This window comes from Sporomusa sp., assembly GCF_035561155.1.
Lineage (GTDB): Bacteria > Bacillota > Negativicutes > Sporomusales > Sporomusaceae > Sporomusa.
In genome coordinates this window covers 1-23,921 of the sequence record NZ_DATMYD010000020.1, presented here as the reverse complement: position 1 = coordinate 23,921, position 23,921 = coordinate 1, and the positions used below count along the sequence as shown (strand labels likewise).

Annotated in this window: 22 protein-coding genes; 5 read left to right on the top strand and 17 right to left on the bottom strand. The window is 41.1% G+C overall.

Annotated elements, in window-relative coordinates; translation table 11 throughout:
- Window positions 1-423: 423 nt before the first annotated feature.
- Window positions 424-2,250 (top strand): carbon starvation protein A, encoded by a 1,827-nt coding sequence (locus VN447_RS03255; RefSeq protein WP_325522765.1) that lies wholly within the window; start codon window positions 424-426, stop codon window positions 2,248-2,250.
- 87 nt (window positions 2,251-2,337) lie between these two features.
- Here the strand turns inward: VN447_RS03255 and VN447_RS03250 are convergent, their stop codons facing one another.
- Window positions 2,338-2,766: a glyoxalase/bleomycin resistance/extradiol dioxygenase family protein gene (locus VN447_RS03250; protein WP_325522763.1), complete on the bottom strand. Its 429-nt coding sequence runs from the start codon at window positions 2,764-2,766 to the stop codon at window positions 2,338-2,340.
- A 228-nt stretch (window positions 2,767-2,994) separates the two neighbouring features.
- Between VN447_RS03250 and VN447_RS03245 the strand changes: the two genes are divergently transcribed.
- A complete protein-coding gene (locus tag VN447_RS03245; protein ID WP_325522761.1) occupies window positions 2,995-3,378 on the top strand; it encodes a VOC family protein in 384 nt (127 codons plus the stop codon).
- 187 nt (window positions 3,379-3,565) lie between these two features.
- On the opposite strand, the gene VN447_RS03240 is transcribed toward VN447_RS03245, so the two are convergent.
- The 8 genes from VN447_RS03240 to VN447_RS03205 form a co-directional block, all read right to left on the bottom strand.
- Window positions 3,566-4,117 carry a CBO0543 family protein gene (locus VN447_RS03240; protein ID WP_325522759.1) on the bottom strand — a complete coding sequence of 184 codons (552 nt, stop codon included), beginning with the start codon at window positions 4,115-4,117 and terminating at the stop codon, window positions 3,566-3,568.
- A 160-nt stretch (window positions 4,118-4,277) separates the two neighbouring features.
- Entirely contained in the window at window positions 4,278-4,829 is a 552-nt protein-coding gene (locus VN447_RS03235) for a 3D domain-containing protein (RefSeq protein WP_325522757.1), read from the bottom strand.
- Window positions 4,830-5,062: 233 nt separating this feature from the next.
- Window positions 5,063-5,974 carry an MBL fold metallo-hydrolase gene (locus VN447_RS03230; RefSeq protein ID WP_325522755.1) on the bottom strand — a complete coding sequence of 304 codons (912 nt, stop codon included), beginning with the start codon at window positions 5,972-5,974 and terminating at the stop codon, window positions 5,063-5,065.
- A 2-nt stretch (window positions 5,975-5,976) separates the two neighbouring features.
- On the bottom strand, window positions 5,977-6,744 hold the full coding sequence (locus VN447_RS03225) for an EFR1 family ferrodoxin (RefSeq protein ID WP_325522753.1): 768 nt from the start codon (window positions 6,742-6,744) through the stop codon (window positions 5,977-5,979).
- A gap of 474 nt (window positions 6,745-7,218) precedes the next feature.
- Window positions 7,219-7,758: a DUF4337 domain-containing protein gene (locus tag VN447_RS03220; RefSeq protein ID WP_325522751.1), complete on the bottom strand. Its 540-nt coding sequence runs from the start codon at window positions 7,756-7,758 to the stop codon at window positions 7,219-7,221.
- 72 nt (window positions 7,759-7,830) lie between these two features.
- Window positions 7,831-8,367, bottom strand: coding sequence for a DUF1003 domain-containing protein (locus tag VN447_RS03215; RefSeq protein ID WP_325522749.1), 537 nt, complete (start codon window positions 8,365-8,367; stop codon window positions 7,831-7,833).
- Between the two features lie 59 nt (window positions 8,368-8,426).
- A complete protein-coding gene (locus VN447_RS03210; RefSeq protein WP_325522747.1) occupies window positions 8,427-8,729 on the bottom strand; it encodes a metalloregulator ArsR/SmtB family transcription factor in 303 nt (100 codons plus the stop codon).
- Window positions 8,730-9,042: 313 nt separating this feature from the next.
- Complete coding sequence (locus VN447_RS03205; RefSeq protein ID WP_325522745.1) at window positions 9,043-10,461, bottom strand: GntP family permease; 1,419 nt, start codon at window positions 10,459-10,461, stop codon at window positions 9,043-9,045.
- Between the two features lie 331 nt (window positions 10,462-10,792).
- Between VN447_RS03205 and VN447_RS03200 the strand changes: the two genes are divergently transcribed.
- Window positions 10,793-11,476, top strand: a complete 684-nt coding sequence (locus VN447_RS03200; protein ID WP_325522743.1) for a CAP domain-containing protein — start codon at window positions 10,793-10,795, stop codon at window positions 11,474-11,476.
- Between the two features lie 198 nt (window positions 11,477-11,674).
- Here the strand turns inward: VN447_RS03200 and VN447_RS03195 are convergent, their stop codons facing one another.
- Window positions 11,675-12,514, bottom strand: coding sequence for a Cof-type HAD-IIB family hydrolase (locus VN447_RS03195; RefSeq protein WP_325522741.1), 840 nt, complete (start codon window positions 12,512-12,514; stop codon window positions 11,675-11,677).
- A gap of 200 nt (window positions 12,515-12,714) precedes the next feature.
- The gene (locus tag VN447_RS03190) at window positions 12,715-14,736 is read right to left on the bottom strand and encodes a sensor domain-containing diguanylate cyclase (protein WP_325522739.1); all 2,022 of its coding nucleotides are present in this window, start codon (window positions 14,734-14,736) and stop codon (window positions 12,715-12,717) included.
- Window positions 14,737-14,943: 207 nt separating this feature from the next.
- On the opposite strand from VN447_RS03190, the gene VN447_RS03185 reads away from it, so the two are divergent.
- On the top strand, window positions 14,944-15,435 hold the full coding sequence (locus VN447_RS03185) for a GNAT family N-acetyltransferase (protein WP_325522737.1): 492 nt from the start codon (window positions 14,944-14,946) through the stop codon (window positions 15,433-15,435).
- A gap of 98 nt (window positions 15,436-15,533) precedes the next feature.
- Here the strand turns inward: VN447_RS03185 and VN447_RS03180 are convergent, their stop codons facing one another.
- From VN447_RS03180 to eno, 5 genes are all read right to left on the bottom strand, one after another.
- Window positions 15,534-18,155, bottom strand: coding sequence for an EAL domain-containing protein (locus tag VN447_RS03180; RefSeq protein ID WP_325522735.1), 2,622 nt, complete (start codon window positions 18,153-18,155; stop codon window positions 15,534-15,536).
- Window positions 18,156-18,356: 201 nt separating this feature from the next.
- Window positions 18,357-19,088 carry a class I SAM-dependent methyltransferase gene (locus VN447_RS03175; protein ID WP_325522733.1) on the bottom strand — a complete coding sequence of 244 codons (732 nt, stop codon included), beginning with the start codon at window positions 19,086-19,088 and terminating at the stop codon, window positions 18,357-18,359.
- Between the two features lie 114 nt (window positions 19,089-19,202).
- A complete protein-coding gene (locus tag VN447_RS03170; protein WP_325522731.1) occupies window positions 19,203-19,754 on the bottom strand; it encodes a hypothetical protein in 552 nt (183 codons plus the stop codon).
- A 72-nt stretch (window positions 19,755-19,826) separates the two neighbouring features.
- A complete protein-coding gene (locus tag VN447_RS03165) occupies window positions 19,827-20,267 on the bottom strand; it encodes a MarR family winged helix-turn-helix transcriptional regulator (RefSeq protein ID WP_325522729.1) in 441 nt (146 codons plus the stop codon).
- 78 nt (window positions 20,268-20,345) lie between these two features.
- Window positions 20,346-21,638: a phosphopyruvate hydratase gene (eno, locus tag VN447_RS03160; protein ID WP_325522803.1), complete on the bottom strand. Its 1,293-nt coding sequence runs from the start codon at window positions 21,636-21,638 to the stop codon at window positions 20,346-20,348.
- Window positions 21,639-21,974: 336 nt separating this feature from the next.
- Here eno and VN447_RS03155 point away from each other — a divergent pair, with 336 nt between their 5' ends.
- Window positions 21,975-22,835 (top strand): AraC family transcriptional regulator, encoded by an 861-nt coding sequence (locus VN447_RS03155; RefSeq protein WP_325522727.1) that lies wholly within the window; start codon window positions 21,975-21,977, stop codon window positions 22,833-22,835.
- A gap of 68 nt (window positions 22,836-22,903) precedes the next feature.
- On the opposite strand, the gene VN447_RS03150 is transcribed toward VN447_RS03155, so the two are convergent.
- Complete coding sequence (locus tag VN447_RS03150; protein ID WP_325522725.1) at window positions 22,904-23,398, bottom strand: acyl-CoA thioesterase; 495 nt, start codon at window positions 23,396-23,398, stop codon at window positions 22,904-22,906.
- Window positions 23,399-23,921 lie beyond the last annotated feature (523 nt).

Genomic DNA, 23,921 nt, shown 5'->3' with positions numbered 1-23,921 from the left:
CAATTACTCATTATATTAACTTAATTGCCTGGTATTTCGAATATTTCACAGCAAACATTTTGAAATATTTGTCGAAATTTGTAGAATAAGAGATTCGATATAATAATGAATTATCCTCTATTTAACATCTAGGAATAACGTCCTATTTTGAGATAAAGTCTTTTACAGAATAAGACCAGAAACAAAAATAGAAAAGACTGCCAGATCGCTTAAATGACATAAGTCAATTGCAACCTGGCAGTCATGAAACGCACAGGGACAGGAATTAGTGAAAAATAGCGCAATTCAACTGTAAACTTTACAAAATCAGCCGATACCTTGTTTATTCCCTGAATACTCGTGTTTATGAAATTTGTTATGTCTCCCGTAATAGTTTATCATAATGTTACTATAATAGTATCTTTAAAATGAGGGAGCATAATTATGAATTCAGTCACACTAATTGTCGTAGCCGTATGTTTTTGTCTCTTAGCTTACCGTTACTATTCTGCCTTCATCTCTGCCAAAGTTTTAACACTAAGTGATGCGAATGTAACGCCAGCACTTAAATATCAGGATGGTCGGGAGTTTGTACCCACCAATAGATGGGTAGTATTCGGTCACCATTTCGCAGCCATTGCCGGGCCTGGCCCTTTGGTCGGCCCTATTCTTGCCGCACAATTCGGTTGGGGACCTGCTTACATGTGGATTTTGCTGGCCTCAGTTTTCGCCGGGGGTGTACAGGATTTGATTATCCTCTTCGCTTCGCTGCGCCATAAGGGCGAATCAATGGTAACTATTGCAAAGAAAGAAGTCGGACCCGTAACAGGTTTGGCAACCTCCTTCGCGGTGATCTTTGTCGTAATTGTCGCTCTGGCCGGCTTAGGAATTGTTGTTGTTAACGCCTTATACCAAAATCCCTGGGGAACCTATACATTGTTTATGACTATTCCGATAGCAATTATAATCGGCTTGTATATGTTTAAACTCTCTCCCGGTTCGATTCGTTCAGGCTCAATTGCCGGATTTCTCATGGTACTTTTCGCCGTCTTCTCCGGTAACTGGCTGGCATCTTCATCCTGGGCCGGGATTTTTACTTTAACTAAAGAACAACTTTCTGTCGCTTTGCCGCTTTATGGGTTTATTGCTGCAGTTCTCCCAGTGTGGTTGTTATTAGCACCCCGCGATTATTTAAGTTCCTATATGAAAATTGGTACTGTTACGGCTCTGGCCCTTGGTATTCTTATTGTTCATCCCGATATCAGCATGCCTTTTACAACTACTTTTGTTAATGGCGGCGGTCCGATTATTCCCGGCCCGGTATGGCCGTATGTATGTATCACTATTGCCTGCGGTGCAATCTCCGGTGCCCACTCACTAATTAGCTCTGGCACTACACCTAAAATGATGGAACAAGAAACAGATGCCAGAATGATCGCATATGGCGGAATGATGGTGGAAGCGATTGTAGCCGTTATGGCACTCATCGCCGCCGTAGTTCTTGCACCAGGCGATTACTTTGCAATAAATACCTCTGCGGCTGCCTTCAGTAAGCTTAATATACCGACCGTAGAGCTTAAGCAATTATCCGAACTGGTTGGTATGGACGTAGCTCACAGACCGGGCGGCGCGGTATCACTGGCTGTCGGCATGGCTCATATCTTCTCCAGTATTGGCGGCATGAAACATTTGATGAACTACTGGTATCAATTCTCCATTATGTTTGAGGCCTTGTTCATCTTAACAACCATCGACGCTTTTACCCGTGTAGGCCGTTATATTCTGCAGGACTTTTTCGGCACCTATATTTACGCCCCGTTTAAAAATGTCAATTGGTGGCCTGGCATCCTAATTACCAGTACTCTGATCTCCTTTTCCTGGGGCTACCTGTTATTCAGTGGTGATGTAGCCTCCATCTGGCCAATGTTCGGAGTCGCTAATCAGCTTATGGCCGTGGCCTCACTGGCTATTGGCACAACCATCATTTTAAAGGTAGGAAAAAAGAAAACTTATGCTTTGATAACTGCAGTTCCCCTAGCGTTCTTAACTGTAACTGTATTTATCGCTGGTTTTTTGAACGTAGGTCTCTTCCTCCAGCGCAATGACACTTTAGGCTACATTAACGGGATACTGTCTATTATCTTACTGATATTAGTAGCGATTATCCTCGTTGACTCCTGCCGTAAATGGTTGCCACTTATAAAAACTAGCAAACCGCAAGGACTAAATAATCATACTGTAGCGCAGAAGATAAAGACTAATCAAGCCTAGAAAAATCCCGCTAGTTGTATATCAACTAGCGGGATTTTCATTCGGGTGTGAAATTCCAAACTTACATCTGGCACCGTGCCGACAAAATCACATCTCTTCTTGCCCACTGTCATGGCTAAATTGCCATTGAATGCCAAACTTATCTGTTACATTGCTGTAGCATTTGCTCCAGAATGTTTCTTGAAGGTCCATGACTATAGTGCCGCCGTCTTTCAGCTTATTAAACAAAGATATAATTTCATCTATGTTGTTACTGACTATTGTAAGGCTTATGTTGTTTCCTGCAATAAAAGGCATACCAGGAAAAACATCAGAAAACATCACATTGCTTCCATTAATCTTAAGCCGTGTGTGCATTACTAATTTTTTTGCTTCCTCTGGAAGAACAAATTTAGGGTCAGGTGGCATATCTCCGAAGGTCATAATTTGTGGTTTTTCTGTTCCAAAAACCTGTGCATAAAACTCTACCGCTTCACGACAGTTTCCATTAAAATTAATATAAGCATTAACAGCCACTTGCTTCACTCCTTAGTTTTTAATTGCCAAAATCTGACCTTACTTCAGTATTTATACAACGCCGCTACCTCCATTAACCCTTCCCGTTCATCCAGCCTCATTCCTTGCGATTATTGCAACGAACCAGCCATGCATTTTAGGCTAAGGAGGGCAGATGGATGGCTTAGCAATACAGGTACTGGATATAATAATAACCTATTTTTATAAAATTATGAGGTGAAACAGGCTATGAAGATTAAACTAAACAGTGTATTTGTAGATGACCAGGACAAGGCCCTTACGTTTTATACGGAGGTTTTAGGCTTTGTCAAAAAACACGACATGCCGATAGGGAATTTTAAATGGTTAACAGTTGTATCACCCGAAGGGCCGGACGATATTGAATTAGTTCTTGAGCCAAATGACAACCCGGCTGCGAAAAAATTCCAAAAAGCCATTTTTGAACAAGGTATACCTTTAACGGCATTTGCTGTCGAGGATATTCAAAAAGAGTATGAAAGAATGGAAAAACTCGGTGTAGTATTTAGTATGCAACCAACAAAAGTGGGAGTGACAACCATTGCCATATTTGATGATACTTGCGGTAACCTCATACAGCTCTATGAGGCCTAGCGCCAAAAGATAAAAAAACACAAATCTAACTCTACTTCTTTTATATTAATAAACTAGAGCCATAGTTATCAAAAAATTAACTATGGCTCTTAGTTCGTTATATTAGATATACTTTCCTTGAACTATTTTGTTACTTTTGTGGACATGCACCGCTGCTATTATAACGCCTAACCATTTTCCTTTTTCCTTACAGCGATTGGCTCTTTTTAATCAATTTTCCCATTACCCACCGGAGAAATATAGCGAGGAAAAAGTATCCGGGAACGGAATATATGTGTTTCCATTCAATAAGTTGGTATATGTCTAAGTAAACAAGAAGCGGTTCCGAAACAAAGGCAAATAGAAATGAAACTATGACATGAGCAATAGCAAATGACCGCCACGTTTGGCAATACTGATATATAACCATATAACTGACTGGTAAAACCGATATATCATATGCAATGAAGACATCCAGCAAAGGGACCAGGTCGTACTTATATTCCCAAGCATCCATTTCCACACCGATAGCATCGAGTAAGCCGGAAAACAATGCTATTAGCAGGCCATAGGTTGTGATTTCGAAAAATCTTCTGCGGTCAACAATTTTCCACCAGACTAGGAAGGGAATAATGGTTATGGCCACCAGCAACCACCACTGATAAGTAAAAACCACGCTATTAAACCAGAAATCACGGCCTGCTGCGTCAGCTGCTGATTGTAAGGTATACGTCTCTTCGAAAGTTGGAATTCTCTTCATCTGATCACCTGTAACTCAAAAGGTTGTATCAATTAATTTTTCCTACAACAGCATAACTATTTGCATTTTTTTTGATTTAATTGATCTAGGGCCCAACATTACTGCCGCAAAAAAAATCACAGGCCTTAGGCTTGGTAATGGCTTACAAAATCAATAGCAGCTATGCTTGATTCTCGCTTTTATCCTGCGGAGTATTTAAAACATACACCTTAACCGGTTTAATACCGAACCGACTTGCTTCTTTTACTGTCCATTTTGCAACATCGATGCGGTGGCCCTTTATAGCTCCGCCTGTGTCTTCTGCTACCGCGTACTCCTTTGTTCCATCAGGATACTTTATCATTACCTGTGAACCGAGTGGAATCACTCGGGGATCGACTGCGATTACCCCAGGCCTAATTTGCGTCCCCAAGCGAGTCTTATTGCCCCATTGATCGTTGTCATGGGGTCCTGGTGCGTACGCGGTCGCAGTTACAGTTAGAACCTGTTTTGCTCCGGCTTCTTCCGGTGGGCTGCTTTCCGCAAGCTGGTTAGTTTGTAGCGGCGGCGCTTCTTGCGTAGCCACCGGGGCTGCTGGCGAATTAGCGTCAGGCGATGTCACAACTGCAGCCATGCCAGGAATAGCTGCAGCCGCAATAACAACGGCACTACCGATTGCAGCTGCGATCTTCTTAAAATTCATCTTAGTCTTGCAATGATGTTTCTCTTTCATATTTCGTCCTTTCTTTGTTTATAACATTTAATTTAACAAAGTTCAGCCCGCCCTATTGATTATTATTATTTACCAGAAACGCACATAAATATTATACAATTCTAGTTGAAAAGCAAAGGGGGCTGATACGGTTCCTGCTCTTAGCGCAAAGCAAAAGATCGCTATTTACCTATCTCCAGGTAAATAGCGATCTCCTATTTCTTAAAAACAGTCAGTTCACCGCAGCAAACATTTTATGACATCCACCAAATGGAGGCAGGGTACTCTGCAGAACCAATAATGACAGGTTCTCCAATTTTCGGGGTAGAAATACTTATATTTCGTCCCTTTGCCGCTTTTGTTACACGCTCAATCGGGTCTGTCCAATCATGAAAAGCCAAACTAAAGGCCGCCCAATGTATAGGGATCATAATATTACCCTTAACATCGATATGAGCTTGTACTGTTTCTTCCGGCATCATATGAATAGTAGACCATCGTTCATCGTATTGACCGCACTCCATTAACGTCAAATCAAAGGGCCCATACTTTTTGCCAATTTGTTCAAAGTGAGGACCATAGCCGCCATCGCCACTAAAGAAGACTCTTGTTTGTTGGCCTGTAATTACCCACGAGCACCACAGAGTTGTGTTACGATCAAATAGTGTTCTGCCTGAAAAATGCCTTGCAGGAGTGCAAGCCAGCGTCAGTCCAGCAATAGACACTTCATTCCACCAGTCAAATTCTCTTATCTTGCCTTGATCGACTCCCCATTTTTCTAAACGTTTCCCTACACCAAAGGGAACGCAGAACAGACTGGTTTTGTCCTTAAGTTGCATAATAGAATTATAATCCAAATGGTCATAATGATCGTGCGACAGAATAACAAAATCGATTGGTGGTAGATTCTTCGGTTCGACGGGTAATACTTTGCTAAAACGTTTACCTCCGAACAGCGGAAATGGAGAAGGATAATTGGAGAATATAGGGTCTAACAATAGTCGTTTTCCTTCAATCTCCAATAATACAGTAGAGTGACCAAACCAGATAATTTTTCCTTGTTTAGTAGCTTGTATGGTTGAAGTATCTATAGGTTCTAGAGGAATTGGCCTCTCTGGTTTTCTTTTGGAATTATCTTTTATAAAGTCTCTCAATATAGTAAACATGGTTAAGAAATACCCTGATTATTTGAATCGATTATTTCCTTTAGTTTCACGTTCTGGTTAATAAACCTGGCTTTGCTTCTCTCAAATTTCAAATGTATTGCATTTTGGGGGCAATGGTGTATGCATGCATAGCATCCTTCACATTTATGCAAAAATTCAGGTTTTCTTTCAAGTTTAATATTGTTTCTGGGACAAACCTTCTCACATATTTTGCAGCTGTTACAATTGTCTTGAACAATAAGCCGCTTATCCCCAGTATCGTACTGAAATTTTGAGTTGAGGTTATAGATAGGTTTAGAGAAGACATCTGACGCAAAGCCTTTTCTTGTAAGCTTCTTTTGTCTGTTTGAAATATCACTTACTATTTGGTCCAGCTTTTCTTCAATTTTTTTCGAGCTCTCTTTTTTTAGCTGGTCTTCTATCTTAAACAAAGGCAGATAATTATCAATCATTAGTACTTCATTTGTATAGTTGAACTGAATACCCGCTTTGCTCCCGACTTCTTCCAAGTGTCTCAATCCGGATGCTGCCATATTGCCATACGTCATAATTGCAAAGAAGTACTTGGCCTTGAGTTTTGACTTTTGTAAAAAGTCTATTACGATCCTCGGGAGTCCAAATGCATAACAGGGGAATACAAGCCCGATCGCTTCATCCTCAAATTTACTCTTCCCTTTCTTTAACATCTGAGGAATTGAGTATAGTTCTCCACCGATTCTTTTGGCAACGTACAAGCTATTTCCTGTGGCCGTAAAATAAAAAATTTTCATTTTCATTTCTCCTAAATTTAATAGTTTATATAGGCCTCACATATATCTGCTTGGTATCCAGAGTGAGTTTGCGTACCTGATATTTTTCTTTTTTTAGTAGCTATTTTGGAGCCCCTTAAGTCAATTATTTTACGTTTCGATAACTATCGAATTGATTTTAGTTTATTTTGATGTTCTTGTCAATACTCTAGTTAGATAGTATAGCCTCCAATTCAGGAAAAAACACTTCGTTCGCACCTATTACTTTAATGGTTCTTTACAAACTTTATAACTACAAGCTTGTCGGTATACTATTGCAAACGCTTAGTGCAATAACAAAGGTACAGACAAACCAAGAGAACTTTTCACGTTTAAAAATAGCTTCAAAAAAAGAGCCATAACTCGCGCAACGCGAATTATGGCTCTTTATTTCGAACACTTATCCCAAACTCATTCTTAATAATTCCGCTATAAAACGGTATGAGCGCACCTTCGCTAAGCCATAGTTCCCACAAATGTATACAAAAATATTGCGATACCGATGCCTCCAGTAAAAAGCCCCATATACCAATAGATATGAGCCTTATTTATCGAAGCCAAAGAAGAAAATAAGATGCCTATTTGTAGGAAAACCAAAGCTTGACCAAAATTGCCATTAAAATGCTGGGCGGTATCGCGCTCTTTCTCCAAGCGCTTAGCGTTATCTGCAATTTGATCCTTTTCATTTTTGTATCGGGAAATTCCTTCGTCATATTCAGCCAGCTTATTTTTGTAAAGCTCAGATTTACCTGATTCCTGAGCGGCTAGAGCTATTGTATCACGCTGAACCTGATAAGTTGTCTCTTTAATACTTTTTGCCTGATAATATGACCATTGGTCAGATGCCTGGTTTTGCGCCAGCACCATTTTATTGCCATATCCAGCTGCTTTGAATGCAGCTAATGATGCACATACCGCCAAAACTAATGTTGTAACAGCAATAAACGTACCTATGTTTTCTTTCCATGATTTTTTTGCTTCTTGGCTATTTTCCATGTTATATCTCCTTGCATAAATCTAAAGTTTCATACTGCTTAAATCCTGCTATTGGGGATACTCAGCAATACTCTAACTGTTCGCAGCGCTTGGGCTTTGTGCCTTTTGCTCACTTTCATAACATTTTCTCAGCTCATCTAATCGGGACATTAATTTATTCATAAATTCATCTTGATGTACTAAATGCGCCATGATAACCTTGATTTCATCTTCTGCTTTTTTATTAATCTGGTAATCTTGTTCTGCCATTAATCGATCTTTTTCGGCCTGCCTGTTTTGACTCATCATTACTACGGGGCCTGTGTAAGCGGCCTGGAAGCTTAACACAAGGTTAAGTAAAATAAATGGATACGGATCCCATGTGTTAAAATAGCTGGGGTCGAAGACTTTCATATATGCCAAATAAGTATTGAACCCTATCCAAATTGTTATCATAACACTTTGCCAAATAATAAACGGCCAACTGCCGACTACCCTTGCTACGTAATCAGCTACACGCTGACCACGAGTTTGTTGTTCCTGGAATTCATGGTAAACATTCCTTACAAGATGCCCTTTAATTATATACCTAGCTGCTGGTCCGGTGCTTTGAATACCTTGATTGCTCATGATGTTTACTCCTTTTTCGGACTTTTTCAGTTTGTCATTTGTCAGATAGACAAAAGAGGTTATTGGGGCGGATGCTTTAATGCTAAATGCTTGCATACCTCAGCAACTAGTTTTTCATTTATCCTACATATTAAAAATTTCCCTCGTTTTTCAGTAGTGATCAACTCAGCATTAGCCAGCTCTTTTATATGATGCGAAATTGTTGGCGCACCAATATTCAAACAATCAATGATATCTGTAACAAAACATTCACAGCCAGTTTGAAAGCTGGCTTCGTGTGCCTCGGCAATTTTTAAATATAGTTCCAGTCTATTGGGATTTGAAAGGGCCTTAAATATCTTCGCCATTTTTTTCGTGTCCATTATACAACCCCTAGCTCATTATATTACATTTCGATAGATTTCGTTTAGCGAATTTTTCTGTTCTAGTCAATAAATACCCCTGGGCATACCACTCGAAACACAATTCGCCCTGCATAATTTTCCATTTTATCATATCCACTTTTTAACTCTCGAATAATAATGATATATTTCGATAAGTATCGAAATATATCATTATTATAACAGATCTTGTCAACAATTTTTTACCGCCAATTTAACCGTAAAAATATAAAAAGGAAGATTTTTATCCCTTCCTTTTTATATCTCTAACGTGAGCAGTACATAACAGTTTCCCTTATAGACCCCCGGTTGCTATATACAACCCAATGAATATAAATATAAGCACTGTCTTTATAACTGTAATAACAAAGAGATCATAGTATGACTCTTTATGTGTTAAGCCGCACACTGCCATAACAGTGATGAGACCGCCGTTATGAGGCATAGAATCTAATCCGCTGGAGGCCAAGGCCGCAAAACGATGTAATGCATCAGGTGAAATATTGGCAGTCTGTGCCCAAGCAAGGTAATCTGCACCCAGCATACCAAGCGCAATTGTTAAGCCGCCTGATGCCGAGCCGGTAATAGCTGCCATAATATTGACAGTGATGGCTTCCGATACCAGCGGACCTGCCCCTAGTTTAATCTCCATTAAGAAAGACTTAATTACTTGGAAGCCTGCGAGGCTAGCCACTACACTGCCGTAACCATACCCGGAGGCGGTATTAAGGACCGCTACAAGTGAGCCGATTGCGCCACTGTTGAGTGAAGCAGCAATTCCCCCCTTGCTGTGAAACTGCCTGCGCCCAATGAAGAGTGCAAGAAGTATGCCTAGAATTAGAGCAATATTAAGAGACCAGATTGCTCGTACTTTATCTACGCCAGTACTCAATAGTGATAACTTTAAAACTTTGAAAGGTACGAGGATATCTTCGTTCCATTGATATGCCCAGGACCATTTGAAGGGATTACTCAGATATAAGTTTGCAATTAGCACTAGGATAAGCGGAAGGGCAGCAAGAAATTGATTAGGTAATTGGTGCTCCTCAGTCTTCTCCGGCTCATTCAGTGTGTGTAAACCGTAACCTTCACCCCGGGCAGCTGCTTGGCGCTGTCGATATAACAGCCAAGCCCACCCTGAAAAAAAGATTGCTAACCCGCTGATTACGCCCGTTAAGGGAGCAGCCCAAGTTGTAGTACCAAAAAAGGCTGTTGGTATGATGTTTTGAATTTGGGGCGACCCCGGAAAAGCCCCCATACTGAAGGTGAAGGTCCCCAGCCATAGGGCAGCAGGTATAAAACGCTTGGGAATGTTGGCCTCCCGGTAAAGGGCTGCAGCGAACGGATATATAACAAAAACGACGACAAATACGCTGATACCGCCGTACGTGAGAGCACCGCACCCCAATAATACCGCAAGTATAGCATTCTCTTTGCCCAACTTTCCGGCAATCGCTCCGGCAATTGCCCGGGCCATTCCACCGTCTTCCATTACTTTGGCGAAAACGGCTCCCAATAAGAAAATTGAAAAATACATTTTAAAATACTCGGCCGCTTTAGTCATGAAGATTTCGGTATATACAGGCATAAGACTAAAATTACTCGCCGTCGCTGCCAAAATGGCAAACAACGGGGCAAACAAAATGATGGAGTAACCACGGAAGGCAAAGTACATGAGTAAGAGTAGGCTGAGAAGTATTGCAAGTAGTTCCACTAATTATCTCCTTTTCAACGTAACATTAGATAAAAATAAGCCAGTGGCAAAAACGATGTGCAGGCGAGTTTACCTAAAGCAACAGGCTAACTTACCTGTACTATTATACCATATTGCCGTATATTTGTTCATTCCACTAAATAGCGTAGCGACTATACAAACATGCATAAACTATGCGCTGCTTGAAACCACAGCCTATTATTATAAATGGAAATTTATGTGATATTTTAGAGTCTAACAAAATATACCTTGTTATGTAAACAGGACATTCGGTGAAATTGTCGAATATCTAATACCTAGTTACCTATAAAACAACGAAAGGTGGATGCATGTGAACCTCAATTTTAAAAAGAAAGTCGTTTCAGGCATTATTGCCATTTCGCTTTTAACCACTTCCTTCGGGGGTACACTTATGACCTCCGCTTATGCGGCGGAAGCCGCTGACGAAACAGCAGTCAATGATACACTGCATGATGATAAGGCTGATACCGGCGTTATCGCCGGGATTGTTGCCATTGGATTGATTTCTGCGCTTACAAACCATGGTGGTAAATCTTCAGACAACTCAACTAAGAGCACCACGCCTTCTACTAGCACAGGATCGAGCAGCCAGTCGCAAACTACTACTAGTTCTGCTTCGGATGAGCAACAAGCGTTAAAGCTTCTTAACCAGGACCGCGCAAAAAATGGACTTCCGGCACTAAAATCGAACTCTCAATTAACTACCCTAGCACGCAACTATGCAAAGGATATGATTAACCGCGGCTATTTTTCACACTACAACCCTGAAGGCCAATCCCCGTTTGACCGTATGACGAAAGCCGGCATTAGCTACAAAACGGCCGGTGAAAACTTAGCAGTCAATACCAGCGTATCAACTGCCGAAACTGCGTTCATGAATAGCTCAGGTCACCGCGCTAATATTCTTAACTCCAGTTACACTGAGGTTGGTGTAGGTGTAGTAAGCACCTCGAGTGGAGATGTATACGTGGTTCAGGAGTTTATTGGTAAGTAAGTGAATAAGTATCATCAACCATGATACAGCTATTGACTACTATCTACTAGGCCAATGGCTTGGAATGGAATACACCTCCTAAATTACTATTCTCCCTACAGTTCATGTGTATTCGCTTTTAAGGCATTCCGAAGCATACCGGTGTCTCGCTTGACAGAGAAGCCGCCTGTGACTTAATCACAAGCGGCTTCTCTTCTTTTAAAATCTGTTTCCTAAAATAAACTTATTTATTGCGTTGGCTACTCCCTCATTGTCATTAGAACTTGTTATATAGTCAGCCTTTTTTTTCACAGTATCCAAAGCATTTCCCATTGCAATACCCAAACCGGCATATTCTATCATAGATAAATCATTTTCACTATCGCCTATGGTTATTATCTCTTCACGCTTCAGATCATAAAAAGATGCGAGCATTGCTACTGCTTTTCCTTTTGAGACCCCTTTGCGGGTAATTTCAATATTATATTTTGAAGAATCAACGATTTCTAACTGTTTAATATTTTTCAGTTCATTCCGCAAATCACTAATCAAAGCTGTATCTCTATATATAATTTCACATTTAACAATATTATCTTTTTCTTTATTCAATACTTTTTGCCACTGTTGCCAGGAAAAAATATATTCCATATCTAGTTTGTTGCTTCTCGTGCCTAATATTTTAGATGCAATATAAAAAAGCTTAAACATAAAATTTCCATAATAAAACTTATGAGGAGTACAAAAATATGGCTTTGTGTTGTGTTTACGAAATGTCTCCAGCAATTCTAGTGATAAACTTTCGCCAAGAACATCCTGGTAAATCACTTTATCATTATCTTTTTCCTTTATGAAAGCTCCGTTTGATGCTATCACCGGGGACTTCACACCAATAAGATTAGAATAATATTCGGCATCAGTATACATTCTTCCCGTACTTATCACAATATGAACACCTAGCTGATGTGCCTTCAATAATGTTTCTTTCGTTCTATTGGTAATCTTATGCTTACTATTCAGAAGCGTCCCGTCAACATCAATACAGACTAATTTATAGGCCATAATAGCGTCCTTTCTTTAAACAATTTAATCAAAATCTGCCTCCTCTCCCCAGAGAAGTGCCCTCAAAAATAGCTTTTATTGCAGTACCCTATATTATTATGTCTAGATTTATGTTCTCGGGATGCAATTGAATAAAATAAGTAAAAGCGATCTCTCGGTAGGTTATGAGATATCGCTTTTATTGTGCATTACAGATAGTATTACCTGTTAGAATATACCTTCGGGCACACTTCTAGATACCGCATTACCCGCTCCCTGTTTTTCATCCGGTTGGTATTTTTTTCTTGATACATGTCATCATCAGCCTGACGTAAAACCTCATGTACCCTAAACCCTTTCCCTAAGCAACTGCCTTGGGAAATATACAACGGTAGCGAACCCTTACTTCTTTTATACGATTCGATGTTAGCGGCAATATTATTACGCAACGTTTTCATGCTGTCTTCTGTAGCATCCCACACTAGCAGAGCAAATTCGTCACCGCCAATTCGCGCCGAAATAATTCGTCTATCATCAAATGAGATCGCTTGTGCTGCTGCCTTTAATAACGCATCACCAGCATAATGGCCCAATGAATCGTTAATTATTTTCAACCCATCCACATCACACATAATAATACCAATATCCCGGTCAGAGGTAGCCATCTGATTAAGTTGAAGTTCGAAGTAAGCCCGGTTATATAGACCTGTTCCGGCGTCGTGGTAACTAACATACTCTAGTGTACTTTCCCATCTTTTTCGGTCACTAATGTCAATCATACTTCCAAAAATAGCCTTTTTCCCATTGATTATACAGGTGCTAGTAAGTATATAAACATCGATGATCGAACCATCTTTGCGAAGAATGCGAATCTCATAATTAAAATGACCTGTTTCTCCATCCATTCTCTTGCGAAGTTTCTCCCGAACTAGTTCCCTATCATCAGGATGGACATATTCAAGAAAACTACTCAACTGTTTCGCTTCTTCCGTGGTATAGCCAATCATTTCTTCCATCTTTGGGTTTAAATACGTTATCTTCCCGTCCAGTAAAAAAGAAACGCCAACAAGGGAATTCTCTACAAGACTCCGGAATTTATCTTCTGCCTCTACGAGTAAATGATTCACTTGGTTCAGTTCATCGATAGTGGCAATTAATTCTTGCGACATGGAAATAAAAGCCTTGTTCAAGTACTGTAATTCCTGAGGAGCTTTTGAAAATGAGCCTTCTTGGGATGATACTGCACCATAATCTCCACTCTCTACTTTATTAGCCATTGCTACTAGATCAAAAACCGGTCGGTTTATTCTTCGTGTAAAAGCGGTGATCAAATAGACTAAAATAGCTAATAAAGCGAGATATACCAAGCCTAATATGCTAAGCTTTTTGTGTAGTGGGGCCAAAATTTCAGCCTCATCTACTTCGGCAATTATGATCCACTCGGGATTTCCAATTGCGGAGAACGCGCCGAACACACGTTGGCCGCGATAGTCTGTGTATACTTCCGACCCCGACTTTCCTTGTATTGCCTGTTCAAATCCGTATGTCCCTTTTACACTAATACGCCCATTCGTATTTGGCATTCCACGAGCAGCAGCATCACTCGCCAGTTGTGTTGACGTGACCATCATTCCGTTACGATCAACAAGATAGCTTTCGCCTGTCGACCCAAATTGAAACTGTTCCATAGTTTTGCTAATCGTGGTTAATCTTACTCCCCCGGCAACTACTCCTATAACATTGCCACCGCGGTCGAAAACAGGAGATGAAAAGACAATAAGCGGGTTATTTGTGACTTTCCCATACAGAATATCTGAAGTATACGACTTTCCGAGTAAGCTCTGCTTGAAGTACTCCCGGTCTGAAACGTTAGTTCCCTCGTATGCCCAGCCATTTACATCGATAAAAGAGAACCCCCAAAATTCCGGGTTGTTACGTAAAACTGCCTCGATATTTTTCTTTATTGCTTCTGCATCACCGTCTTGCGTCGACTGCAGCTCAGCGAACGTTTTTACCTGCCCGGCATGATTATTGAACCAATTCTCGATCATACTCTGTTGAATATTGACCGTCTGTTCAAAGTTTTTAAGGATGTAACCGCGTGTTGTCTCAACCTCTTGTGAAACAAAAATGTAAAAAAACAGTGTAAGCACACTGCTAGATATCAATAACAGTAGTCTAGTAAAACCGGGAATTGTATTATACGAAAACAATCCCTTTATCTTTTCGCAAAAGGTGATCATTGAAGTAATCTCCTGTCACTGTTTATAAATCAATACTATTTCGACTTTTATGAATCAATATTATTCGACTTAGTACTAACAAACCCTTTTCTACAAAAGATTATATGTTTGTTAAGAGTACAAGGAGACGGTTACTAGCGATCCGTGATATAATGGATTTTGATGCTAATTTGCAATTCTTGAGATTATAAAATAGGAGGATACCGTATGCTAGAAGTAACGATTCGAGGAGTTCGTCCAGAAGATCTGGACCGTGTAGCTGAGATAGAGGCAGTCTGTTTTCCTCCGGCAGAAGCTGCATCGCGGGAATCATTTAAGGAAAGGATTGCGGCTTTCCCCGAATCCTTCTTGGTAGCTGAAGCAAATGGAATTCTGATTGGGTTTATCAACGGATGTGTCACCAACAGTTCCATTATCTATGATGAACTATTTCATAGCACGCAGCACCATATACCAGATGGTAAGAACCAAACTATTTTTGGACTGGACGTAATCCCGGAATATCGTAAACAGGGAATTGCGGCTCAGTTAATGAATCATTTTATTCAGCTAGCCAAGAATACCGGTCGAAGAAACGTCATTCTGACGTGTAAGGATCGGTTAGTGCATTACTATGAGTCATTTGGTTATGTGAATAACGGAATCTCAAAATCAACGCATGGTGGATCTCAGTGGTTTGATATGACCCTTATTCTCTGATGTTACTTCCCAAACCCGCCAAAATAGACTATGCTTATGTCCCGCACGTCCATATCTTAGGAAAATACCCGGCAGCCATAATTCGGCTGCCGGGTTATCTATTCTCTGTCCTGAAGGCTGATGCCCTCCAACGCCACTGCTTCCGGAACAGGGCGGCTGATTAAATAGCCCTGGATAGAATCGCACTGCCACTCCCGCAGCAAGCTACACTGCTCTTCTGTCTCCACACCTTCGGCCACTACCTCGAGACCCAAGTTATGCGCCAGAGCTATAATAGAGCCCATAAGCGGAACATTTTTCCCGCCTGCGGTCAAATCGTCCACAAACGCCTTATCAATCTTTACGACATCAATGGGCAATTGCTTCAGATACGTTAACGAGGAATACCCTGTCCCAAAATCATCAAGAGCAATACGGACTCCGATATCTTTTAGCTCCTTGAGTTTGGCGATATTGGTATTAAAGCATTCCGAATTCATCAGTATTGTTTCGGTAATCTCAATTTCTAACATCGTAGGCGGTAAAGCTGCCTCGTGTAAGGCTGCCCTAACCATCGGCACAAAATCATCACAGGCAAGCTGTTTAACTGAAACGTTAACGGCAACATAAGTATCGGCATAAGCCATATCAGTCAATTTGCGGGCAAACGCGCAGGCCGTCTGCATAACCCATTTGCCAATCGGGACAATAAGCCCCGACTCTTCCACCAGCGGAATAAACTCTCCCGGGGATACCAGGCCTCTTTGGGGATTATTCCACCGTAATAAGGCCTCAAATCCGGAAATCCGTCCTGTTGCCAAATATACTATAGGCTGAAAATACAGCAAAAACTCTTCATTACTGACTGCTGCCCGCAAACTACGCTCCATGTTGAGTTTTTGAATCAGGGTTTCGTGCATGGAAGCTTCAAAGAAGCGGTAGCCGTTCTTACCTGCATTTTTAGCTGCATAGAGCGCTGTATCGGCATTTTTTAGGATTTCGTCAACTTCAGTGCCGTCGAGCGGATAACATACAATACCTATACTAACCGACAGAAAGAAAGGATGGGCACACAAATTAACTTCTCTAGCTAGGGCTCTGAGCAGGTTTGTCGCATACTCGGCTATATCTGCGGCCTGACAAACATCTGTCAGCAATACAACAAATTCATCACCACCCAAACGGGCTACTAAATGGTGCTCATCCACTAATCTGACAAGCGTGTCTGCTACTTCAATAAGGAGTTGGTCGCCTTGCATATGACCGCAAGAGTCGTTAACAAGCTTAAAATTATCCAGATCAAGATAAAGCATGGCGCCGCTGCCTTGACCGCTTTGAGCCATTACCAGTTCGCTGCGCAACCGTTCGGTTAGCAACCTCCGATTAGCAAGTCCGGTTAGTGGATCCCGGTAGGCCAATCTCCAGATTTCTGACTCCCGTCGTTTATGCTCACTGGTATCAGTAAAAGAACCTGCCATACGGATTGCCCTGCCCGCTATATCAAACAGAGCTTTTCCCCGTGATAATACCCAAAGATATTCTCCCGCTTGGTTCATAACACGATATTGGGCAGAATAAAACGGCGTTTTCCCTGCGAAATGCTCGGTCATCGCCTGCTCCCGGACGGCTTTATCCTCCGGGTGTATCCTTGCTTCCCAATGTGTATGAATGTCAACACCCTCGGCGGCAGACAGACCCAGTATATCGTTCCAGCGCTCTGATAACGCTATTTTATTTGTACGCAGATCCCAATCATAAATAACATCGTTAACACCTTCCATAGCCAAGCGGTACCGTTCTTCGCTTTTTTGGAGCAACTCATTAGCTGCTGTTAACTGCGTGTACAAAGCGATAAGTTCTTCATTACCGGCTGTTAGCTCTTCGTGGCTTTGGGTTAATTCCTCATGCGCCTGCAGCATGGCCACATTTTTTGCCCACATATCGGTCAGCATGGCATTAAAGCCGGTAATTAGCCGTTCGGCTTCCGAACCTTTACGGTAGATTAATGGAGAAAGCATCAGGGCTTCCTCCGGATTATTCTTTAGCCGGTCAAAGGCATGAATTAACCGCTGATAGCTACTAAACATCGGCTGCAGCAAGGTATACTGCGCCCCCATTACCAGTAAAAAGAAGAGCAGGAATACGCCCTGAAGTTGCAACAGGAACTTTTTGTAGCTTGTTTGAATATCTTCTACATACATACCTGTGCCGATATAAGCTTCAAGCTCAGGAATGCCTACTACATAAGAAACCTTTTGTTGCGGCTGGGCGCGTCCAGGTGGATGATAATCGTAGGTAACATAGCCCTCACCTTGACGTGCTTTATCAATAAGCAAGGATATGATCGGCAAACCGTGCGCGTCTTTAAGTTGACTCTGATCACTGCCTTCCAACCTTGGCTCAAAGGGCTGCACAAGCATTATGCCTTGGTAAGAGCTCATAAACACATAGTTTGCGCCAAAAATATCACTATAAGTCATAGTCCGGACACTGTCGCGCACTTTGTCTAACGCGGTCTGCCGTGACAATAGCCCGGTGCGGTACTGTACAATAACAGGCTCTATCGAATGCCGCGCAACCTCAGCAATGCGCTTGAGCTCTTGCCGGCGGTAATCATAGATATTTGCTTCAAATTTATTAGTAATAAAACCGACAGCAAGTAATAAACCTGTTACAAATATCAGCAAAGCAAGTAAAATTCTGCTCAAGGTTTTGTCTAGCCACAATGCCAAAGCTTGCACCAAAATACCTCTTCTCTTAAATATTTCGACTCTACATGACAATACTACTGTGATTACATCTTTTTTCGATATTTTGACGACAAAAACCTTGTTCTGGAAAAAATATTTTACGCCGACCAGGGGACAAGCTCAAAAAACAAAGCTGACACCTTCGAAAAAGGTGCCAGCTTGCGTAACTTTACTATTCTGTGACTATGGTTCTTAAGCCCAGTCTGGTAGCCCTCTTCTTGCTCTCAAAAAAAGGAAGTGAGGATTTTTGGTTAATTTTTTATATATTTTAGGTTGCAATTCTTTGAATTTTTCTGTCGGCATAGGTTCTATTAATTTATCAATTGTGAATCCTGCTTCAATTACAGACGAGATGATTTTACACAAAGGCCTTCGATAAAATTGAACCTTTACTTTTTCTTTATTAGTTTCCCATTCATCTTCTAAAAGTTCTGTTAAAAAGTAGTTCTCTCTATTGAAATATATAAAATCCATAAATGGATGATGCACAGAAAAAACTAAGAAACCGGAGTGCTTGAGTATTCTACCAAACTCTGTCATTACGATATTCCAGTCTTTAAGATAATGAAGTGTTAAAGATGATAGTACAATATCTATAGACCTATCTGCAATGAAGTTTAGTGGCTCATTTAGATCAGCTCTTACAACGTCAGCCTTATTTCCAACTCGCTTTTTGGTCATCTCTATCATGTTAGGACTAAAATCTAATGCTGTAACCTCGGCTCCCTGTTCAATTAGCCACTTACTATACCAACCTGCAGCACATCCAGCATCTAAAACTTTTTTTCCTTTAACGCACGGAAGTAATGATATGGTAGCCGGCCTTTCATAATATGCATTAAAAGGTTTAGTATCTACAAATTCAAAATAGTATTCAGCCATTTTCTCATAGGAATCAAAAGAAATAGATTTTTCATTATGCAAGCTAATTCCCCCCTAGAATCTTCATGCAGAAAAACTAATATTCCACTGATACCAGTCATCAGGTAGATATTGCTAGGTTCCCGCTCTCCGTAGTTTATGTTTTTGTAGTCGTAGCTAATCATTGTCATTGGGCTTAGGGGACAACTCAGCTCTGGTGACTTGCGTATCTTCTTTAATTTTTAGATTTACCGGTGTTCCAGCCTTTATCACTGCTTCTTTTCCTTTTATAAAGATCCCGCCCAACGAATATTTTACTAAAAAATTTTGTTTACCACCTAGTAACTGAAGGGTACCGGTTACAGGTAACGCATGATCCTCCATTGTTTTAATCTCTGAGAAGGTAACTTCAATCTGCCCATCGCGGCCCCAAGGACCAGCTTTTTTTACTTTTGTTACGATGGCCGCTACCTCAGTATTAGCCGGAACTATTGTAACGTCCCCAATCGTAAGGTCTTCTATGACTTTAAAATGAACTTTGTCATTTTGTTTTTTTTGTTGGGAACTTATGGTATCCACTGCTTGAACTTTAATGATTGTACCTTTTGTAATTAATAGAGCTTGCGGCATACTGACTGCCTCTGCTTGGTCTGCAGACGCAAATGCTATACTCGCTGTTATCAGAACAATAATTAGACTAGCCAATACTGCATACGATTTTACATTCATTTCAAAAGCCTCCCTAGAATAATTAGTCCGTTTTATAGTTGGTTACACCTAACTAACTATATGCCTAAATTTTTATTTGTCGATGTCAGTAACAATTTTTCTTAAGAGCTCTGTAAACTGTCTTGTCTCATCATCAGCAAGACACTTTGTCATCCTGCAGGCAAAATGATAATAACCCATGCTCTCAATCGCTAACAACTCTTTCCCTTTTTCCGCTAAATATAAATGAAAAACTCGTAAATCTTCCTCCGACTGCTGCTTATAAACCATATTACGTTTGATTAATCTGTTAACGATGTCCGTGACAGTAGATTTTTGGACATTAAACTTTTCTACCAACTGTTTAAAGGTAGGGCCATCCATTTCATTAATCGCATGTAGATAATGCAGTTGTGTAATAGTTAAATTAAACAACTCTCCGCCATTTGCTTCTTCCTTATATTTCCTCGTGGATTGCCGCATGGATTCTGATAGAATATCTATGTATTTTACAATTAAAGCTTCCGCTTCCATTATATCCTTCACCTTCTTTCCCTTTAGCCTCTCTTTATTAGTTAGATCAAACTAACCATATTATAGCAGTACCTGGTTTTATTTGTAAATACCCAAATTATATTTCAAACTCTTTTCCATTCGACTCCCAACCTTCCCCAATTCTTCTTCTATACGGAGAAGCTGATTATACACAGCAACCTGCTCGGTACGAGCCGGTGCACCTCCTTTTATTTGAGCAGCGTTTACACCTACGGCGATATCCGCAATCACAGTGTCTTCTGTTTCACTTGAGCTGTGGGAAATAATGCAGGTATATCCAGCATTTTTTGCAATTATAATTTTATCGAGGATTTCAGAAAGTGTGGCGCTCTGGTTAACCTTGATCAGGATGGCGTCTCCGATTTTGTTGTCGCTGCCTTGCCCTAATCGCTCAATATTAGTAGCAAAAAGGTCATCACCCACCAGTTGGATTTTGCCGCTCAGCCGCCGGTAAAACAACTCCCAGCCCTTACGATCATCTCTCGCCATGCCATTTTCGATGGAGATTATCGGATATTCGTCTACTAGTCTAGTGTAATATTCCACCATCTCAACCGGTGTTTTAATAAATCCTTCTCCAGGCAAATTATATGCTTCGTCTTCGAAAAAATCCGTGGCTGCCACATCAAGAGCCAGAGCAATTTGTTTACCGGGCTTATAGCCAGCCTTATTAATGGCTCCGAGAAGAACAGCCAACCCTTCTTCATTGGACGCTAAGTTCGGAACAACACCGCCAGCCTCGCCAATGTAAGTGCTCCGACCACAATCTTCAAGAATACCTTTTAGTGTATAGTAAACTTCAGTACACATCCGAATAGCCTCAGCAAAAGAACCTGCTCCCACTGGCACAATCATAAATTCTCGAAAATCGAGATTGTTGCTGTTATGTTTTCCCCCGCTTAAAATATTCACCATCGGCACAGGCATTTGCTTGGTGTTAAAGCCGCCAAGATACCGGTAGAGTGGCATATTGAGCGAGGCAGCAGCCGCTTTCGCGACAGCCAAAGAGACCCCAAGGCTGGTGTTGGCACCTACAATCTCTTTGTTGTACATGCCATCCAACTCCAGCATAATACGGTCAACCCCTGCCTGGTCTAGAGCATCCATACCCACAACCTTGGGCACAATTATATTATTTACAATCTCCAGCACCTTCATTGTGTTTTGACCAAAGCATCCCCTTTTACTGCCACCACGGACTGCTACCGTTTCATACAAACTGCGAGAAATGTAAGCGGGTATGGTGGCACGGCCAATTGTTCCGTCCGACAGAACCACGTCTACTTCAACCGTAGGATTACCCCGAAAATTTATAATGTCTCGAGCAATAATCTTAGCAATTTTGGCCATCATTCTCCCCCTTATGAACATACATCACAGCCAAAGTATGATATAACCCTAACAAAAATCAGCGGGCTCACATAAAGTAAGACTTAGCTTCAGGTGGGGTTTTAACCCCATCTGAAGTTTAGTCGACCTTATCCAGGGACTTAGCCGCTCTTAACTCCCACTTGTAGAAGATGGGAGTCTTAGAGCGGCTTGGTCATCGGATCAAAGTAGTGGTTTAGGATATTAGCATGAAGTTGCTATGAAAATATTGGATATGATACTATTGTACTTATAAATACCTTATGGTTCATGAACAATGTTGTTAGAATATAGCACAAAATTGACAGAGGTGATTTTATGAATATCGCCAAAAACAGTTTGAAGTGTGACCATAGTATAAACCGCGATTTTCCAGTAGACATCCACCGCAGCGAACACCAGCGACTAGGGACTGTTATCGAGTGCCACTGGCATGAGAATTTTGAGCTACTCTATTTTGAGCAAGGTGAAGCCTTGATCTACTGCAATTCCCGTCCCATTAGGGTCGGTCCCGGGGAGCTAATCATCATCAATAGTAATGACTTACACTATGGCGAAAATTTATCCCCACAACTTGTTTATTACGTAGTGGAATTTGACCTTTCATTCATTCATAGCAACAAGATAGATTTATGCCAGACTAAATACATGACGCCCCTAGTGCAAAACAGGATTCTCTTCCGCAATCAGATCGATCAGAATAACGAACTGCTGGCGGAGGTGCGTCATCTCATCGACGAATACTATCGCCAGGAACTGGGATATGAACTGGCTGTTAAAGCGTACATTTATCGCATCCTGGTTTTGCTGCTGCGCTTTTATGGGGAACAAACGATCAGTGAGACCGAGAAGGACCGTCAGCGCAAAACCTTAGATCGCCTTAGCCCAGTGTTAGAATACATGGACTGTTATTACACGGAAAAACTCAGCCTCAGTCAGCTTTCCTCCATGGCCAATATGAGCGACCACTATTTTTGCCGGCTGTTTAAAAACCTCACTGGCAAATCACCGACTGAATACATCAACCATCTTCGCTTAAACAAAGCGGTGACCCTGTTACGGGAAAGTGATCTTAATATCACCGAGATTGCCTTGGCTGTCGGGTTTAATGACAGCAACTACTTTAGCCGCCTGTTTAAAAAATATAAGCACGTGTCACCTTCTAAAATGCTGAAATAGCCCATGTCAGGCGGGAAACAAAAAAAAACCGCAAAATTCGCGGATTTTCGGCTAAGGGCTCTACCTTCTTAAGTTACGCTTTTGGGTATAATACATGCTCTTTTTTTGTTTCGATTTGCTTCGTATCTTTGACTAGCTTCCTCAAAAACCGCCTTCTCTTGATCTGTTGTCAACTCTAAAGGAGGCACGGACATTGGATGGCCGCCGGCATTCAGTGCGACCATTGAAAACAATGCTGTTAAAGCACAGTTTCGCGAACCTTCTTTATAAAGATCCTCCACTTCGACAACGACTGAAACTTCCATCGAAGATTTACCGACAAACGTCAAATAAGCGTGGCAAGTTACTAAATTGCCGACATATATTGGCTGATGGAATATCAGTTCATCTACCCTAGCTGTCACAACATTCGCACGGGCATGCTTATGCGCCACTACATAGGCAGCATTATCCATCATCTTCATTATTTCGCCACCATGAACATTTCCTGCAACATTTGCTTGATGAGGAATCATCACCATAGACATCGTAACCGCCGATTCTCGAATTGTTTTACTTTTCACCGTATTTAACTCCCTTTCTATTGTGCAAACTCAGTTGTTATTTTGGATAATTCCTAATAAATAAGACTTGCCAATCTTTATCTTTTCTATACGTCGTATTTGTATTATTATGGGGTGGCTTTTAACTAATCATGCATGCCATCGTCCTGTCAAACTACTACCGCGACTTTACCCTCACTGTCAGGTTGCTCTTACGATTGCTTACAGCTAGTATTAAAAATAGACTATCCGTAGATAGTCTATTTTTAATATAACTCAACTTTCGCAGCACAAATTTGGCAGGTAAGCCTTGATATAGCTGGGTAGTCCTGCAAACCAGTGCTGTAGTTGACTTTTGATTAGCTTCACGACTAATTTCTTTACCTTTTTTGAAACATCATTCATATCTCAAGCAATTGCTGCAAGGCAACTGCCCACTCTAAGTTGCTAAGCTCATCACACATGGACAAGAATAATCCGCCTAAAGTGCGTTCATCGGACTGCTGGCGGTGCTGCCAACTTAACAAGATATACCGTGCGAAGA